Below are 17,831 nucleotides of genomic sequence, written 5' to 3' on the forward strand. Positions count from 1 at the left end.
TATACTTAATCTTATTGACAAAAAACACCTCACTTGTTTGGTATCATGGAAGTGTCGAGCAACCATGCCAACAAGAAAGGTGCGTAACCCTATGTTACAACAGCATTCCCTGTCTGAACAGTCTCGTTTTTCCAAACTTTTTGCGACTCTCTCCATCGGGAAAGCCTTAAGACACGCAGGCATTACCAAATCCTTTGGCCTCTCCAGCCTAGCGATTTTTCAAATCGTGTTCTCCCTGGTCTTCGAAGGAAAGAACTGGTTTCCACTTCTGGAAAGCGATCGTGGAGCGGATCTTCCCGGCAAAGATGTCATCTATCGCTTTTTAAATCAGGCTTCTTTTGCTTGGTGGCGCTTTTTACAGGCCTTAAGTCTTCGAATCGTACGTCATTTCGAATCGCTCATTTCGTCACATCGAGTTCGCTTGTTCATCATCGACGATTCAGTGCTTAGCCGAAACCGGAGTAAAAAAGCAGAATTACTGGCACGAGTCTTTGACCATTCCGAAGGCAAATTCACCAAAGGTTACACCATGCTAACGCTGGGCTGGTCAGACGGGTTTAGCTTCGCCCGCTTGACTTTGTCATGCTGTCTTCGGCGAAGGTAGCCAATCGAATCTGTGAAAGGCCTCAGGTCTTTCCAACCGTAGCGCCGGGTTTAAGCACCGGATGGAGGCTTTTTCCCGGAAACCGGATGCTGTTGTCGCCTTGCTGGAACGGGCTTTACACCGCCGACTACGTGCTTATGGATAGCTGGTTTACGCAAACTCCACTGCTTCGTGAACTCTCCGACAAAGGTCTGGGTGTCATTGGCATGGTGAAAGAGATGAAACAGCGGTATGTGGTTCAAGGCAATCGAGTGATGCTGAGTGAGGTCTTTCAAAGCCTTCCCTCATCGAATGCCAAAGACATCAAGAGCTCCGTCATCGTACACACCGCCTGTGGTCTGCCCTTAAACCTTGTTTTTGTCCGCAACCGAAATAAAAAACGGGAATGGCTTGCCATTTTGAGTACCGACTTAATATAAATGTCATGTTTGCCCGAAGCGTACGTTGTCAGCGCTCCCAAAAAGTTTTTATAGGAGTCCAGCGAATTTGTCGAATGTATAGCAATTGTCGCTACTTCATCGCTGTAGGGGCTATCTAATCTAATATGCGCAGTAACGCCGTCTTTGCCTTCAGTCGGAATATTGGACAAGTTTAAATTAATATACGGAGCGTCCACTCCTCCATCTTGAGATCCGCTGTTGCCATTGGGTGCAAAGATTACCTTACCTGCATCTGTCGCTGCTGCCAATTCCAAATTGGAATTGCCAACCATCGATGCAACGTATCCTTCTCCAAGTGATTGGCCGACAAGCGCCACCTCAGTGTAAGCGGATTCAATACTCTCGTTACCGTTTGCACTGACAGCAACAATTTTGTACCTATAAGTGTGACCATTCTCTGCCCTCTCGTCGATATAGCAGTTATACGATTGCTTTAGCGTATCATTATCATCAGCATTGTCAGGCGAGGTGCTCCCGATTTTGCTATAAGTCCCGACAACATCTCCAACCACTTCGGCACGGTAAACATCGTAAGTGTGAGCGCCGCCGGCGTGACTCCAGTTGACAATGGCTTGATTGTCGCCTATCGTCGCGCTAACGAAACGTGTTGCCATTGGCACCGAATCTTCAGTCTCGTTTACGTTCAACCGAAGCACCACAGCGGAGAAAAGCGGAACGGCAACCTGACCGTCCACTATCGACAGATTCTGGCCGGATACAATGTCAAATATGGTGCTTCCCGTATACTCGGATGGAACACGCACGTAATAAGTGGCTACATTATCCGCTTTTCCATTACCATGTTTGTACGTTGTAGTGGAATTCAGTGCAATAAGATACTTGTCGTACCTCATAACCGAAAAGTCGGTTTGTCCAAGGTATGGTGTCTTAAAATCCTGATTTGTATTGGGAATTACTCCCTTGTTAACGGGAACTGTCTCTCCGGCGAGAGCGAAAGTTGATCCTTCAGGCGCCTTCTTCGTCGAACTTCCTTTGCCATCGTCTTCGCGAACGTTCCATTCCCCAATATCCGGCTGAAAGACTTGATCAAGCATAACTGTTGCAGCCCGGTGAACATCATGATCGATATAATGAATGCGGCCTACTCCATTAATGCCTCTTTCAAATGCTTTGTATCCCATCTGGACATACCCAGATATGTCTCCATCCTTAAAGGTCAGAATGCCGGTCTCCGGGTCCACAAATGCCCAGGTACTCTTTTGTTCCTCTTCTACTGTCTGAACATTCTTGCCTGTTGCCGCTGAATAGGCAGTTCGAGCAGCGTCGATTTTGTCTTTCTCATCCTGTGTATACCAATTGAAATTTGTTTGTGGAACCCGGTAACCTGTATCAACGGAGTTCCGAATATACCAATACACTTGAAAAAGATTGGTGTTAGTGTTCCATGTATTGATGAATTTGCTGCTATCAAAAGTAGACAAAGCAACTAATTGCTGCCCATCCTCAAAAATCTGTTTAGTAATTCCCATCGCCTCGTCCGATAGCTTCTACAATTCTTCATACCTCGAAGCAGGCGCGGAGGATGTTCCGTATTTTTCCGGATTTCGATCCAGCATCATGCGTATAAGCGCGGTATCAAACATTGTTTCCGCAGATTCCGTTCCATCAGACGTGCCCAAGTAGCCGATCTTATGGAACGGGAAGGCCTGAGCTCTCGCTTCTAGATAACCTTCGGCTGTCATGGCGCGATTATTAGCGGAATCCAGTATCGGATGCGAGATTGCAGCGCGGGCCAGCGCAATCTTCAAAAGCCGCTCCCCATCACCGATGTCTTGTGACCAACGAAAGATGGCTTTCATATCTCCCATACGATCGCCGTAATTCGCTACATAATCCAGCTCTCGCGATACACCAGCGGCCGAACTCGTGTAAAAATTGCTTCCCCAATTTACTTGCTGCTTCTGAATTTTATCTCCGGCTTCCGTCAAGATATATTCCACACCTTCTTCGGTCACGGTCTTCACCGTACCGTCGGAATTTTTAGCAGCGTAATCATAACCGGGATAATCCTTGTCGACGTCTTTGATTAGATAAACGGAATGACTGTTTGCATCCAGGATATCACTACCGAGCCATGCAGTAGATCCGTTGGATACTTTCAGAAACCTTTGCGCAGCGGTCAAAGATTCGCCTCTATCCGATCCAATCATATGCAAGGCATAATTGGCTAGATAAGCTCCTTGTGATGTTAATTGAGCTTGATTACTATAGGTGGCAATATGTGTTCGTGCATAATTGTAATTGGCCAAGAACATGTTTTCCCAAGCCTGTTTACGTGAGAGCTGACTTCCATCGTTCATCGTAATAGTCTCAGCCAGCCATGCGCTGATATGTTCACGATAATATGTTTTAATGATATGATCCTTACCAAGATTGCTCAAATAGTTTTCATTATCAAGATAATCAAGCCCCATGAGTTCTTGTGCAGCCCATTGATAATAACCGCCCCAATCACTTTGGTGGCCTCCGCTGATCACTGTTGACGGATCGGATGCATATTGTCTGGCAAATTTACGATGCGAAGAATCGTTCCGTCAATAATAGCGTTTGTAATTTCGGGGCTAGCCAGCAGAGGGTTGACCACCCAGTTGCTATCTGTTGGCTTCGCGCCGGGGGGGGTTAATATCATAATCCGATGAAAGAAGCGCAGTCGTGACTCGTTCACCTGTATAACGGTCCAGTCCCAGTCCCGCAATTTTTGCAGTAATGGCTGTTATATCAACCGTCCCAGAGGATTTTTTCGGAAGCAAATCGGTCAATAGATTGATATATGAATCTCTTAGTTTCAAGACCGCAGCGTCTGATTGAGCTACCGTAGCTCCATTTACTTTCACTGTACTATATGGTGTCCCGTCTTGAACTGTAGAATCTTTTATAGCAGCAGTCGTGTGCGTATAAAAATCGTAAAGCCCCCGGCTTGGAGTAGTTACTTTACTGTAAGAAGAAGCATAATCCGATCCGTATTCCCAATTTGTTCCTCGAACTTGCAGAGTTATATTAACCGAGCTTTGTCCGCGAGTAATGCTTAATGGAAGCGGCTCCGTCACGTAATAATACTGACCTGGAAAAGGCGGACTATCTTTACGTGAGTTTTCATTGACACCTAAAAGGTAATTGTAGTCCGTATCGTCAAGTTCAATGTATTCCCCATTGACCAAAACATTGATGTTGTTGACGTTCAGATCATCGCCAGATACACGAAGGCTTACATAATTTTGTTTTTCAGGATCTACCTTCATGTCAAAATACAGGTACCCACCATAGTATCCGGCCGGTTGCTCGGGCATCGATTTTCTGGCAGTCTGGCCGTGGGCATCTGTGTAAGCTGATGTGTTGGCACCATTGAAATGATGAGCTGCCTCCGACATAGATTCGCCCAAATCAATTTTGTCCACAATCCCTTGTGACAATGAACTGGTTTCTGCATACGCCATGCTGTGCCAATCCCATGATGTAGGCAACAGGAGAGCGGCTGACAAACAGAATGCTACCAATTTTTTGATTGTTGATTTTAACTCCAATTGAAAACTCATTTTACTATCCTCCTTATTAAATCCTTTACGGTCATCAAATTAATTTCTAAACTTCTTAAAAAGGAAATAAGTAAGCGATTTCAATAATAATTTTTTTTAATGAAGCCGATCGACCTTATACTGAATTTATTTAGTCTTTTAGAATAAAGCAATTGATAAAAGAGCCTCCTCGCTTTAGAAAGCGCCACCATACTATAAAATGCTACAAACACCTAAAATATCTGGCGGCTTTAATAACACATTCATGAATTGTGGAAATTTTAGAGAAGGAGTTATTATTTTTGATTTAGCTACTTGTGTGGAGCAACGTTGCTCAGACAGATATTAATCCGAATATTTTAACGCGGCATAGCAATTAATTATTCAATTTTAACAAACACCTCCTTTACTGAATTTTCGCTTTTTCTACAGCCACAGATATAAAGATTCAGCCCTCCCTCTGCCATGACCCGCAGCGGATGCTATTTATCCTTTTACATGATTGATTATAGGAGAAGTTTTTTTAGTGGGGGAACGCGCTTTTTTTAGAGCAATATACGTATTTTAAAGGTTTTCATCAATCTTTATGTACCCTATCCTAAATCCCATTCCTTTTCATCTTTTTTTAATATAAAAAAAAAATTACAAATAACCAAAAAGCCAAAAACCCACTAAATGGTTTTTTGGCTTTTTAAATTTAAAATGCCGAACGCTTAGTTAGCCCCTACATAATCATCCCTTCAGGCTTCAACTTTTCAGCTTCCTCTAGAGTTATAATCTCTCTTCCCAAAGATAGATACTCTATATTGGGTTCGACTCTACTACAGTAATCTTGTATTGTAGTGAAATTTTAACCAAATTAATCGCCTAGATCTGATTCTCCAGTAAACAAATAATCTTTTCCCGCCTGGGCGACAAATTTTTGAGGATTTAATCCAGGGCCCTTAATCCAACAAACTCCAGTTGATTTGCAGTGAATAGAAACTTCAGAAACTTTCAAGTCCTTCCACTTTAAATCGATAGTATATCCTCCACGCGCACGCAAACCGCGGACGGAGCCCTCTTTCCACTCCTTAGGTAGCGCCGGTAGTAAATGAAGGTCGCCAGTATGACTTTGTACCAGCATTTCCGCAATGCCCGCAGTTCCTCCAAAATTGCCGTCAATTTGAAAAGGCGGGTGATTGTCCAGAAGATTGGGGAGCGTAGAATGCCCAAGGAGAGCCTTTATATTCTCTAGTCCCTGATCACCATCCTGAAGACGCGCCCAGAAGTTAATGATCCAAGCTCGGCTCCATCCAGTATGCCCCCCCCCATTGGCCAATCTTCGCTCCAGCGTAACTCGTGATGCGGCTGCTAACTCAGGCGTTAATTCCGGTGTAAAGCTATCTCCAGGATAAAGAGCAAAGAGATGAGAGATATGACGATGTCCTGGTTCCGGTTCATCATAATCCTCCATCCATTCCTGCACTTGCCCAAAGCGTCCGATTTGCGGTTTTGGAAGACGTTCTAACACATCTGCTACTTTATCTGCGAATTCAGCATCACGATCCAGAATTTTTGAACTAGTTATACAAGCCCGAAATAGCGTCTCAATAATTTGAAAATCCATTGAAGCACCCGCACAAAGCACACCAGTCTCACCACCAGGCAGTGTATAGCTATTTTCCGGTGATACTGATGGACAGGTAATCATTCGGCCGTGCTCATCTTCTATTAAATAGTCTATAAGGAACAAAGTCGCTTCTTTAATAGTTTCATATGCATCCGCAAGAAATTCGCGTTCCTTTCCAAATTGATAATGTTCCCACAAATGCAAACAAAGCCAGGCTGCTCCAAGCGGCCAGTAGGAAGCTGGCAGATAGGAATCTTGAGGTGCCGTGTCCGCCCAAATGTCCGTATTATGATGGGCTGTAAATCCTCGGCAATTGTACATTTTTTGTGCTGTCAATCTTCCCGGTTCACGCATTCGCTCAATTAAGTCAAACAGCGGTGTATGACACTCAGCCAGATTGCAATTCTCAGCAGCCCAGTAATTCATTTGCGTGTTAATATTGATTGTGTATTTGCTGTCCCATGGAGGCAAGAAGCTGTCATTCCATATCCCTTGCAAATTAGCGGGAAGCGAACCAGATCGGCTAGAAGCAATAAGCAAATAACGACCGTAATGAAAGTACAGGGCGATCAAATCATTGTCCGCTTCTCCCTCCGCAAAACGTTTTAGTCTTTCATCTGTCTGAAGAGTTCCTGGCCCAACTGTATTTGAAACAAGCCTTAGTTCGGTACGCCCATACAGTTCACGATAATCCCGGACATGCCGTTGAAGTAATTGATTATATGATATTCCGGATATTTGTTCCAATTTTTCCCCGCATGCCGTTTGAGGATCTTTGTAACGGAAGGTTGTCAAAGCAGTGAGCATGAGCACAACCTTATCTGCTCCTTCAATAATTAGATGCTCTCCAACTACTCGACATTCCCCTCCCTCAACGGCCGCCTTAACCCCCACACGAAACTGGCAGCCTCCATCTCCACCACTATGGCCCTCCATCATAAGTCCATCCGTTCCCCATTTTTCTGTCTTCTCGAGATAACGCCAACGGTTGCGGTCAAACCGAGCTTTGAGGGATATAGCACCGCCATGATCAGCCTTTATTAACATAATTAGTGCTTGATCCGGATAACTCGAGAATATCTCTCTTGTGTAGGTAATGTCGCCACTTTTATATTGTATTCGGTGTACAGCGCTTTCCAAGTCTAGTTCTCGGATGTAATCATGTATATTCGAATCCTGTTGGTTAAAATGCAGCATCAGATTACCTAGAGGAACATAATGACGTTGTGTTTCCGGCAGACCAGTCATTGTCAATAAAGCAAGTTCCTCAGCCTTCCTAAGCTTACCTTCTAAAATCAATTTTCTAAGTTCGGGAAGATTTGGAAGAGCATCATCGTTATTCCTGTCCCGCGGGCCTCCATACCATACAGAATCCTCGTTAAGTTGAAGATTTTCATCCAAAGGATCACCAAATATCATAGCGCCTAGCCGACCATTACCGATTGGCAAAGCTTCGTTCCAATTTGCAGCCGGCTTGCTGTACATTAATTTATGTCTATATTGGTTACTGCTCATTTCTGGCTCCTCTCCACTTGCTTTAAGTGAGTTTTGATGTAATCCTTTTTATTCTTGATTTATTTAAAGAACGCGCCGATTGTACCGATTGTCCCCCGCTGAGCTACAGTAAAAAGTGGCAATCTCGATAAACGCAAAAAATGCCTATAGTTTTCTTTTTAACGTATAGTCAAAAAGAAAACAGGAGTAACAATACACCCTTGTTCCTTTTCAGTTCTTGCTTTCAATATTCTAATATTTGCTGTGTTAGAATTTCACAATTCTCCGTAAAATACGAAACCCTCGTATCCTCCCGCAGAGAATGAAATTTTAAACCGTCCAATGAGAGTCTCTCCACATTGCGAATATCCATAAAAATTGTCCGACTCCACGTTGGGTAATAATTTTCGGATACCTGTGCCGGATGTTCATATCTCAAATCCCATACCTTTGGATATTCCGCAGGAATATCCTCTTTTTTGACACCCCCAGCAGTGGTATAGGTAATATTGCTGAGGGTTAAATCACGAATGGGATAGTTCTCACAGGCGTCAACCCGAATTCCATTGAATGCGGGGCAGCCCATCACATCATCGGTAAAGCGGTAATGCGTATTGTACATCTCCTCATCATCAATGGCGATAATGTTGGAGAGTGTAATCCGTTCCAATGCACCAATTTCCGGCATGCTATCGAGACCGATTGAAGATCCAATGGTATCAAGCCTGTTATTTAGAATGATGAAAATTGGACGAGTAACATTCCTCATAACTAGTCCCTGAGCTATGATGTCTGTGATGCTTCCACCTTCTGTGCTTTCAATTTTGATGCCTTCGCGCCAAATGTTTTCGAAGGTGCAATTATGGATGGCCACATTCGAGATATCGCCAACGGATTTTAAACCTATGCGGATACCAGCGCAGATTGAAGTAAAATGACAATTGGATATATTTACGTTTTTGGTTGGAAAGCTTTTGCTGCTAGCCTGCAGACACAGATTATCATCAGTTCCTAGAATTTTGCAGTTGGATACAAACACATTTTTACAGCCATCATAGTCCAGGCCATCTCCGTTGTATCTTTGTTCATTACGGATGTCCAGATTCTCACACCATATATTCTCACTATCCAGAAAAGCTGTAGTCCATGCCGCAGCATTGTATAGCCGCATATTCTCGATATGAATATGCTTGCAGCGCAAAAACCGAATCATCATCGGGCGATAAATACTTCCTTCATTTGGAAAGCACTCTGCATTACCGTTGATTTCCCCATGGCCAATTATTCCGATATTCAATGCTTCCTCGGCATAAATAAAACATTTATCCATATCTTTCTCGTTGACATAACGATTGTAGTGCATTCCGTCGGGATAGTCTCCGATATCAGGATTTGCCAGCAGGACAGCGGAAGCATTTATCTGCAAATAGACATTGGACTTCAAAACAATAGTACCCGAGACAAATGTGCCACCTGAAAGTACAACATATCCGCCTCCATTCTTAAAACAAGCGTCAATTGCATTTTGTATAGCTTTAGTGTCCACAGTGACACCATCCGCCACAGCTCCATACTCTTTAGGATCAAATATATCTCGCATCCTTCATGCCTCCAATAGTTATTTAGGTGTACTCTATAGCTCAGGTTTGTTTATGTCGATATCCAGCATGTATAAAAAAACAGGGCATTACCCTATTTTAACTGAATTTCCAGCACATACATAGACAATGGTTCAAGTGTCAAAGTCCCCATGCTTTGAGGCTCTACATCACGGATGGTTAAGCGATCAGGTTCTGCAAAAGTATTCATTGCCTCGATTTCACGATCTCCCCATACTTTTCCCCGAATACTTTCGATCTCCTCATCCACAATACCGATATCGACAGACTGGGTATGTTCATGATCACGGTTAATAATATTGAGAATAACGGTCCGCGTGGCATCATCAAAGCTTGCAGAAGTATCCAGCAGAGAAACCTTAGGATAGTAGGCGCCCTCATAACATATACCGCCATTCCATACATCCACGGCAGTTCGTCCTTTATTGATCGTGAGCATCTCCTGAATATAGGAAATTCCTTGGCGGTAAAAGCCCGTTCCGCCGCTCTCTGAAACCATAGCAGGAATGGTATTGACGAGTTGGGCCATATTGGCCAAGGTAGCTACATCGCTGTTTCTTATAAAGATGTTAAAATATGACCCGACAAGCAGGCTATCACTCACATTAAATGGAACCATGTGTTCAGCCTCTTGACGATACCAGGGATTGTATTCATCAAGTGCGATCCCAATTGTTTTGAACGAATTGTGTTTGTGGTTAATTAATCGGATATCTTCTCGCATAATTCGATAAGCATCTTCCAGCAAATTCATGAATTCGGACAAGTAATAATGGGTCTTTACCGCTCCCCATTCTTGCCAAGTATCCATTACAGTATCTTTATAATCATGGCCGATATAATCATGAATGTTAATATAGTCCACATAATCGTAGAGAGCGTCCAGAATTTCCCGATTCCAATTATCATGAGGAAAATCAATCGGGAAATGTGCACCACTGAAGATAAGCTTGATCGACGGATCGGCAAATTTCATTGCCATCGCAAAATCCCGGGCTTTTTTGATGTAATCCTGCGGAGTTTCGGTGTAACCCAATTCCCAAGGTGCACTGATCTCATTTCCAATGGCCCAGTATTTCACATTAAATGGTTCCGGATGGCCACCGGCGATGCGTTTATCCGCCCATCTCGAGCCTGCTTTCCCGTTGCAGTATTCTACCCAGTTCATTGCTTCTTCCGCTGTGCCCGTTCCCATGTTTACACAGATAAACGGCTCCGCGCCAATTTTATTGCACCATTTTACGAACTCATCCGTGCCAAACTCGTTGTTGGCAGGATACTCATTTTTATAACGGGTTAACGGCCGGTTCGTTTTCTCTCCAATGCCATCCTGAAAGTGGTAAAAAGGAGCATAGCAGCCACCTGGAAAACGAACATTTGAAATCTGCATCATTTTGGAGGACTCGATCACTTCTTTGCGAAAGCCATCTTCATCCGCATTTGGGCTTTCTGGATCGTAAACTCCTCCATATATACACCGATCTAAATTTTCGATAAAGTTCCCAAAAATAAGGGAATCTACTTTTCCAATCGTTCTTTTAGGGTTGATTACGATTTTGTTCATCATTATGCTCCTCTAAAGTGTTGTTTAAATGATTTTATCGTTCCTTTCAATCCGGTTTCTATTATTTTTCCATATAAGGACAGGATATTAAATGATGTTTTTTAAGAAAAAGTGCAACTTTTCTATCAGTGAACGGAGTAACATGAGACCCTAATCACTGAAAATAGCGTTTTTTTTTAAACACGCTCTTCTTTATATTCAAAATAATCGAAATCGGCAGGCTTGCGGAATCCCGTCAAATCCTGACAGCAAATTCCCACAAAAGCACCGGTGAACCAGCCTTCCAAACAAGCTTCATCTGAAAGAGTGCTGGCATCCAGCACTGGCCCGATATTTTCGTATTGTTCTCTATCGTTCACTGCATAGGAAAACTGCAATTTATCATGATCCACGGATACACGTAGATGAATGCGCTTGGCATCCCCAGGTAACGGAATATAACCAATTGGTTCTGAATAGACATTATTGACTGCTGCCAGTATGCTGACACAGCGGCCATAGCGTTCATGATGCGTAATATTTAAATAGTAATAGTTTTGTGTATCATATAAACAGATGATACCTGCCAGTTGTTTGAAAGTGGTTGGCTCGAATTCCACACAAGTGGCTGCGGTGAACTTAAATTCCTGCCATCGTCTAGCAATCAAGCTTTGTCGAAATTTGGAACCCAGTCCCTCTCTGCCATATAGACGCAGGTATCCCTTTCTTTCTTTCAGCGTGCAGAACGTCTCGTCCATAGGAACCCGTAAGGACTGAAAATGAATATTCAGCTGATCCGATTCAAAATCATCTCTGACAGGAGGTTGGGAAAAAGGATGTAAAGGTAAGTCGGGAGCGTCTACTTCAACATCCGGTAAAAAGGAACCATTAGCGAGTTCGAGCCACCCGTCTTCAGTCCAGCACACTTTCTGTAGAGCTGTTTCCCGGCCCAGGGTATACTTACGTTCTCCTTTGGCAGTCCGATTTTCCAATGCTCGCCCGCACAGATGAACCATATACCACTCACCAGACTGTGTTTCTACCAGATCACCATGTCCTGATTTTTGCAGGAGAAGTTCCGGGTTATATCTGGAAGTCATAATTGAGTTATGTTCGTAACGTTCATAAGGCCCATACACCTGTTTGGATCTCATAATAGATTGGCCATGACCTTCGCCGGTGCCGGTATCTGCTGCAAACAAGTAGTACCATCCATTTCGCTTATAGATATGGGGACCTTCGAAGTAGATGTCGTCGCTGGTAAAAATGGTCACTGCTTCACCAAGCATCCGCTGATCCTCTACTGAATATTCCTGAAGAACCAAATGCCCCTTGTACATCCGATCAACTCTGTGGTCTGTCACCATACTAACAATGTACTTTCGTCCATCATCATCGTGAAACAACGAAGGATCAAATCCATAGCTATTCAAGTATATAGGTTCTGACCATTCTCCTCGGATATCTGTGGTCGTCACCAGGTAGTTAGGTGTATCATACATTTTGCAATAGAAAGAATTGACTACCGTATAAATGAGATAGTAAGTACCATTGTCGTAAGTAAGACATGGAGCCCATATTCCTTGGGATGCTCCGACTCCCAACAAGTTTAGTTGAGAAACCCTGTTCAGCGGATGGGCAATGAGTTCCCAATGAATCAGATCCCGTGAATGATGGATTTGTACCCCCGGAAACCATTCGAAGGTTGACGTGGCAATGTAATAATCATCACCAACTCGAATAATTGAAGGGTCTGGATTAAAACCGCGTAGAATGGGATTCATAATTTTATTCATGATAATCTCTCCTTCATTCTTCATAGTGAAAAGCACTATAAATGTATAACTGTTTCAAAAAAAGCAGATAACCCAATAATCGGAGAGCGCTCCCGAAGATGGGACGCCCTCCGATTTTATAAATGAAGCTCACAAATATTACTTGCTATTGAGATAATCGTCGACCTGCTTTTGAACATCTGCAAGTATTTTATCCAGTCCTGCTGCTTTTTGCTTTTCAATGTATTCGTTTATGGCTGAATCAACATCACCCTTCATAATACCAACTAAAAGCAATTTCCCTTGCTCTGCTACTAATTGATCGCGTGCGGCAAGTTCAGTCTTGATATTATCCGTCAGAGGCACAAGACCTGCAGTAGGTGCTACGATGATATTGGGTTGATTTACGAAATTTTGTTGCTTCTGGATAGACTCTGCCGTACGTGTAATTGTAGGTCTGGTAAAGTCCGCACGAACAAATCCCGAATTAAACCACCCTTGCCAGAGTGGCTTGCTTGGATCTTCATCCTGTGCATAGCCAACGACTCCGTTGCTATCAAGCGAGTACGTCTTGTCTTTGATTCCGTAATGAAACAGATCGTACACTTCGCGGTCTGTGCTCAACAAGTCCATGAACATCAGCATACGTTCCGGATTTGCCGCGCTTTTATTAATGGCAATCGCATTGTTCATTTGGGAATCGCGCGGAAACTTCTTTCCTGGATATACTTCAACCGCTTTTGCAACTGCATTCTTGTCAGTCATGATCGATTTTTCGAACATGGCCAGAATAGTATTTTTTTGAGAAAAGGCTTGCGAGTTGTTGAACGGTTGGTTCGTCTTGTCATTTAATGTATTCTTCGAAATAATTCCAGCGTCATACCATTTCTTGGCATACTCTACAGCTTCTTTAAATATTGGGGTTTGCTCAACTGGAATAACCTTATGTGCTGGATCGTTCAAGTCCATATATAAGGAGTGGAATCCCATATCCCAATATTCATATTTAGGCATTAGAATAGGTACAATACTGCCTTCTGCAGAACCGAAATTTTGGAAAAAGGTCGGCACCCCGGGATTAGCGGCATGAACTTTCGTCAGAAAGGCATCGATGCCTTCGATTGTACTCAGATCACCCGGATCAATATTCAACTTTTCTGCAATATCCTCGCGGTATTCAAAAGCGGTTTTGGACGTTTTAATTTCAGTCCAAGGAAGCGCCATCAATTTACCATTTACGCTTGCGGAAGATAACATATTGTTATCTTTATAAAATTTATACAAATCAGGAGCATATTGAGGTGCCAGTTCACTCAAGTCTAAAAATGCTCCCTTGTTAACCATTGCCGAGTATCCAAACCAGTCCGCAGTAAACGCAGCATCATAATCATCACCTGAAGAAGCAAGCATTGTCAGTTTGGACTGATAATCTGCAAATGGAACGAAGTTAATTTCAAATTTAGCATTGAGTCGATCTTTCGTTTTTTCGTACAAAGCATCTAGTACTTCCTTTTTGGCAGGCTTATCGTCCCCCGGAAGAAAAATTTTAAGCGTGACCTCCTTCAACTTTTCAGGTGCTTCAGATTGTAAGGCGCTTGCATTTGTACTGTTGGAAGTTCCCGGAGAAGAATTCCCCGAGGAATTTTCCGCATTATTATTACTTGGACCACAGGCCGCTGTCATTAACGCTAGCATTGCCAATGCCAAACCAATTACCACTTTCTTTTTAACTTTCATTTAATTTACCCTCCCTTTTGAAATAAGCGGTAATATCTACAAACGGTTACCCGTGAGTATTAACCTTTAACTGCTCCAATGGTCAAACCTTTAATAAAATACCTTTGAATAAACGGATAAAGAAAAATGATCGGCCCGATAGTTATAATACAAGTTGCCATCTTGATTCCTTCAGAGGGTAATTTACCGCCGGAGGCTGCAAGCATTTGGGAGCCTTGATCTGATGTTGCAAGAAACTGTACGTTGGATTGAATGGTACGCAGTAACAACTGCAGCGGCTGCAATTCTGTTTTGTTGAGAAGCATCAGTCCAAGCCACCAATCATTCCAATACATTAAAGCAATAAACAAGCCGACCGTAGCAAGTGCTGGCTTGGCCAGCGGAAGAATTATGGAAAACAAGATACGATACTCGCCAGCTCCATCAATTTTTGCCGATTCGCTAATTTCTTCCGGTATCGTCTGAAAAAAACTGCGGAGCAGGAATACATTCCATGCCATACACAAGTAAGGGATAATCAAGGCAAACACATTATCCTGCAAATGCAGATATTTTACGCAAACAATGTACCAAGGTACAATGCCACCATTAATAAGGATTGTAATTAGCGTGTAAACGTTCAGTATTTTTCGATACTTCAACCGTTTAAGCGAAATAGGATACGCCAATAACGAAGTAATAAGTAAGCTGAGGATGGTCCCCACGACTGTAACAATAATGGAAATCTTGTACCCATTAATCAGTCGGCTCGAATCTAGAAAAAGCAAGCGGTAAGCAGAAACATCGAAATCCCGTGGGAACAGACTATAACCATGCAACAAAATAGTATTTTCGTTTGTAAAGGAGCTACTTAATACCAAAAGAAAAGGGATTGCGCAAAGAATTCCGAACGTTATCACTACCACATATAAAACTCCATTTGCAACTTTACTGCCTATAGATTGAATCATATTTCATAATTCCTCCCGAATCGCTATGTCCATTTAAAAGAGTGAAGAATTTTCACTGAATCGCTTAGCCAGCTTATTACAAAGCATAATGACGGCAAAAGAAATAATGGATTGATAAAATCCGGCTGCTGAAGCCATTCCGATATCTCCATTAAGACGCAAACTGCGAAAAATGAACGTATCCAGGACGTCACCGGTTTTATAGATTGCAGCATTGTCTCCAATGATAGCGTAGAACATTCCGAAATCCGCATTCATAATTCTTCCTACCTGCAGTAACGTCAGTGTAATTATCGTTGGCATCAGAAACGGAAGCGAGATATAACGAATTTGCTGAAATTTGCTCGCCCCATCAATTTTAGCCGCCTCGTAATAAGATGGATCAACGCCAGTCAACGACGCCAAGTAAAGCACCATACCATATCCCGTGGATTTCCAAACGTAAAAGATGACTAGTATAATCGGCCAGACCCAAGGTGTAGTGAACCAATCCACCCCACTCAGTCCCATGCTTTCAAAAGTTTTATTAATAAAACCCGTATCCACGCTGAACATATTGTAGGCGATGACACCCACGACAATCCATGAGATAAAATAAGGCAAAAACATAAGCGACTGAGTGATTTTCTTAAAATACTTACCTGCTAGTTCATTAAAAGCAAGAGCCAGACCCACTTGAAAAACAAGTCCAAATATAATGAACAATATATTTAGGTAAAGTGTATTAACCGTGGCACGCATTGCAGCCGATCCGGAAGAGAATAAATACTCAAAGTTACCATAGAACGGCTGCATCCAAGGACTTCCGAGAATACCATCCGTAAAATTGAAGTTCTTAAACGCCACTAGAAGACCAAACATTGGAAAATAACTAAAGAGGAAAATTATTACTACTCCGGGAATCGCCATGGAGTATAACGACCTGTTTCTGATTAACTCATTGAAAAGACCTTTTACTCTCATTTTGTTACGCTCCTTTACCAATTGCTTCTCTCTGTACTTCGATTATAGGGATTGCTTTCAATAATGAGAACGCTTTTTCTTTAGTGTATTGTGCAGGTTTTTTGGATCATTTAAGCCTCGCTTCTCTATATTCGTATACCTGAAACGCTAAAATTGAGCTTTTGGGCTCAAAAAAACTTCTTCTGATATCCTTTCTTCAGAAGAAGCTTTTAATATTGGAATTTAAATGCTACAATCCACCAAGTTGCAAGTTGTTCATCCACTGCTCATCCGCCTGCTCCAACAACTGCTCTACAGATGGACTCCCTTTTGCTAAGGTGTATTGCAACAGATTAAGAAACCAATCTTGAAATCCTACAGGCACTCGATTAACTCCCCAATAATCATCCATTTGTAATACTTTGACTACTTTCGGGTCTTCAGTCACACTAATCATTTTTTTTGTAAGTGGGGACGCCTCATAATTTACTTTTTGTTTTAAAGTTGACAAAGCATTGACTGATTTCAAATAACTTTCATACTGACGAGACTCATAAAAAAATTTCATAAAAGTTGTAAATGCTGCTTTTTTGGCTGGATCACTAGCCGCAGCTGTGGATAATGCTAAACCTTTTAACGGGGACATACTATGTAACACAGTTTGCCCCTCCCGATCCGGCGGAACAAAGAAACCAATATCCAACTCTGAATTTAACTGGTCGATCGTTTCAAGGGTCCACGATCCGCTATAAAGCATCCCAGCTTTTCCTGCCACGAGACGGGGCACCGTATTTACATCTGAAGTGTATAACCAATCGGGGTTAACGTAGTCCTTATCCCATAGTTCTTGCATATCTAAAAAACCGCGTAGTACCTTTGAGTCCGTAAAGTGGACTTTTTCAGCAGTTCTATCCCTATTCCAATCCGGATCGTCTGCATACATATAGTTTCCAAAAAAATAATTGCTCCAGTATGCAAGATGCCAGACATCCTTCCCCCCCACAACAATTGGGCTAATTCCAGAATCCTTGATTTTTTGACAAATCTGAAGAAATTCCATCCATGTTTTTGGTTCCTCTTGTACTCCCGCCTTTGCAAACACATCCTTGTTATAAAAAACACCTAATGGAAGTTGACGTGCGATTGGTGCAACATAAACCAGACCCTCTATAGCTACCGGGTTGTCTAATAGGCTCACGATATCCGAAGGCAAAGGCGCAATCATTTTCGCTTTAATATATTCTTCAGCAGCCCACATCTCCAATATATCGGGAAACTCCCCAACAGCGTCTTGCTTAAGCAAATACTGGTCATAGGATGTTGGCCCCACATCAGAAGAAGTCGCCGCAATTTCAATATCGGAATGGGATTCATTAAAGGCGTCTACAGCTTCTTGTATAGCTTGGCTAATTGTTGGTTCTCCGCCTGCATAAACAAAACTGAGCTTCACCTTGTTCAAATCCTGAGTCAAAATTTCATAACCAGAAGGCGTCGAAGAACACCCCGTTGTTACAACAAACAGTAGTCCACACATCAAAGATGCCAGTCTGCTTTTAAATTCTGTATTCATTGGTTCACTCCC

General features: G+C 42.6%; 10 protein-coding genes and 1 pseudogene. 1 reads left to right on the forward strand and 10 read right to left on the reverse strand.

From position 1 onward, the window contains the following. Nucleotides 1-91 precede the first annotated feature (91 nt). Nucleotides 92-1,017, forward strand: a pseudogene (locus AC1VOR_RS04055) (IS4 family transposase); the annotation flags it as partial. A gap of 1,535 nt (nt 1,018-2,552) precedes the next feature. Here the strand turns inward: AC1VOR_RS04055 and AC1VOR_RS04060 are convergent. The 10 genes from AC1VOR_RS04060 to AC1VOR_RS04105 all read right to left on the reverse strand — a co-directional run bounded on the left by AC1VOR_RS04060 (nt 2,553) and on the right by AC1VOR_RS04105 (nt 17,819). Continuing rightward, a complete protein-coding gene (locus AC1VOR_RS04060; protein ID WP_482615983.1) occupies nt 2,553-3,542 on the reverse strand; it encodes a hypothetical protein in 990 nt (329 codons plus the stop codon). Nucleotides 3,543-3,656: 114 nt separating this feature from the next. After that, complete coding sequence (locus AC1VOR_RS04065; protein ID WP_482615984.1) at nt 3,657-4,598, reverse strand: hypothetical protein; 942 nt, start codon at nt 4,596-4,598, stop codon at nt 3,657-3,659. 838 nt (nt 4,599-5,436) lie between these two features. After that, the gene (locus tag AC1VOR_RS04070) at nt 5,437-7,704 is read right to left on the reverse strand and encodes a glycoside hydrolase family 95 protein (RefSeq protein ID WP_482615985.1); all 2,268 of its coding nucleotides are present in this window, start codon (nt 7,702-7,704) and stop codon (nt 5,437-5,439) included. Between the two features lie 223 nt (nt 7,705-7,927). Further along, complete coding sequence (locus AC1VOR_RS04075) at nt 7,928-9,283, reverse strand: glycoside hydrolase family 28 protein (protein ID WP_482615986.1); 1,356 nt, start codon at nt 9,281-9,283, stop codon at nt 7,928-7,930. Nucleotides 9,284-9,375: 92 nt separating this feature from the next. After that, complete coding sequence (locus AC1VOR_RS04080; RefSeq protein ID WP_482615987.1) at nt 9,376-10,869, reverse strand: alpha-L-arabinofuranosidase C-terminal domain-containing protein; 1,494 nt, start codon at nt 10,867-10,869, stop codon at nt 9,376-9,378. Nucleotides 10,870-11,042: 173 nt separating this feature from the next. After that, a complete protein-coding gene (locus AC1VOR_RS04085; RefSeq protein WP_482615988.1) occupies nt 11,043-12,641 on the reverse strand; it encodes a glycoside hydrolase family 43 protein in 1,599 nt (532 codons plus the stop codon). Between the two features lie 138 nt (nt 12,642-12,779). Then, entirely contained in the window at nt 12,780-14,357 is a 1,578-nt protein-coding gene (locus AC1VOR_RS04090; protein WP_482615989.1) for an extracellular solute-binding protein, read from the reverse strand. A 59-nt stretch (nt 14,358-14,416) separates the two neighbouring features. Further along, the gene (locus AC1VOR_RS04095) at nt 14,417-15,307 is read right to left on the reverse strand and encodes a carbohydrate ABC transporter permease (RefSeq protein ID WP_482615990.1); all 891 of its coding nucleotides are present in this window, start codon (nt 15,305-15,307) and stop codon (nt 14,417-14,419) included. Nucleotides 15,308-15,340: 33 nt separating this feature from the next. Next, a complete protein-coding gene (locus AC1VOR_RS04100; RefSeq protein WP_482615991.1) occupies nt 15,341-16,270 on the reverse strand; it encodes an ABC transporter permease in 930 nt (309 codons plus the stop codon). Nucleotides 16,271-16,499: 229 nt separating this feature from the next. Beyond that, nucleotides 16,500-17,819 (reverse strand): ABC transporter substrate-binding protein, encoded by a 1,320-nt coding sequence (locus tag AC1VOR_RS04105; protein WP_482615992.1) that lies wholly within the window; start codon nt 17,817-17,819, stop codon nt 16,500-16,502. Nucleotides 17,820-17,831 lie beyond the last annotated feature (12 nt).

The sequence above is a fragment of the Paenibacillus sp. 1SOY10 genome, from assembly GCF_056836745.1.

Bases quoted from the DNA above. Each gene is read 5' to 3' on its own strand.
- AC1VOR_RS04090 (WP_482615989.1), bottom strand. From the start codon at position 14,357: ATGAAAGTTAAAAAGAAAGTGGTAATTGGTTTGGCATTGGCAATGCTA.
- AC1VOR_RS04080 (WP_482615987.1), bottom strand. From the start codon at position 10,869: ATGATGAACAAAATCGTAATCAACCCTAAAAGAACGATTGGAAAAGTA.
- AC1VOR_RS04070 (WP_482615985.1), bottom strand. From the start codon at position 7,704: ATGAGCAGTAACCAATATAGACATAAATTAATGTACAGCAAGCCGGCT.
- AC1VOR_RS04105 (WP_482615992.1), bottom strand. From the start codon at position 17,819: ATGAATACAGAATTTAAAAGCAGACTGGCATCTTTGATGTGTGGACTA.
- AC1VOR_RS04065 (WP_482615984.1), bottom strand. From the start codon at position 4,598: ATGAGTTTTCAATTGGAGTTAAAATCAACAATCAAAAAATTGGTAGCA.
- AC1VOR_RS04085 (WP_482615988.1), bottom strand. From the start codon at position 12,641: ATGAATAAAATTATGAATCCCATTCTACGCGGTTTTAATCCAGACCCT.
- AC1VOR_RS04075 (WP_482615986.1), bottom strand. From the start codon at position 9,283: ATGCGAGATATATTTGATCCTAAAGAGTATGGAGCTGTGGCGGATGGT.
- AC1VOR_RS04100 (WP_482615991.1), bottom strand. From the start codon at position 16,270: ATGAGAGTAAAAGGTCTTTTCAATGAGTTAATCAGAAACAGGTCGTTA.
- AC1VOR_RS04095 (WP_482615990.1), bottom strand. From the start codon at position 15,307: ATGATTCAATCTATAGGCAGTAAAGTTGCAAATGGAGTTTTATATGTG.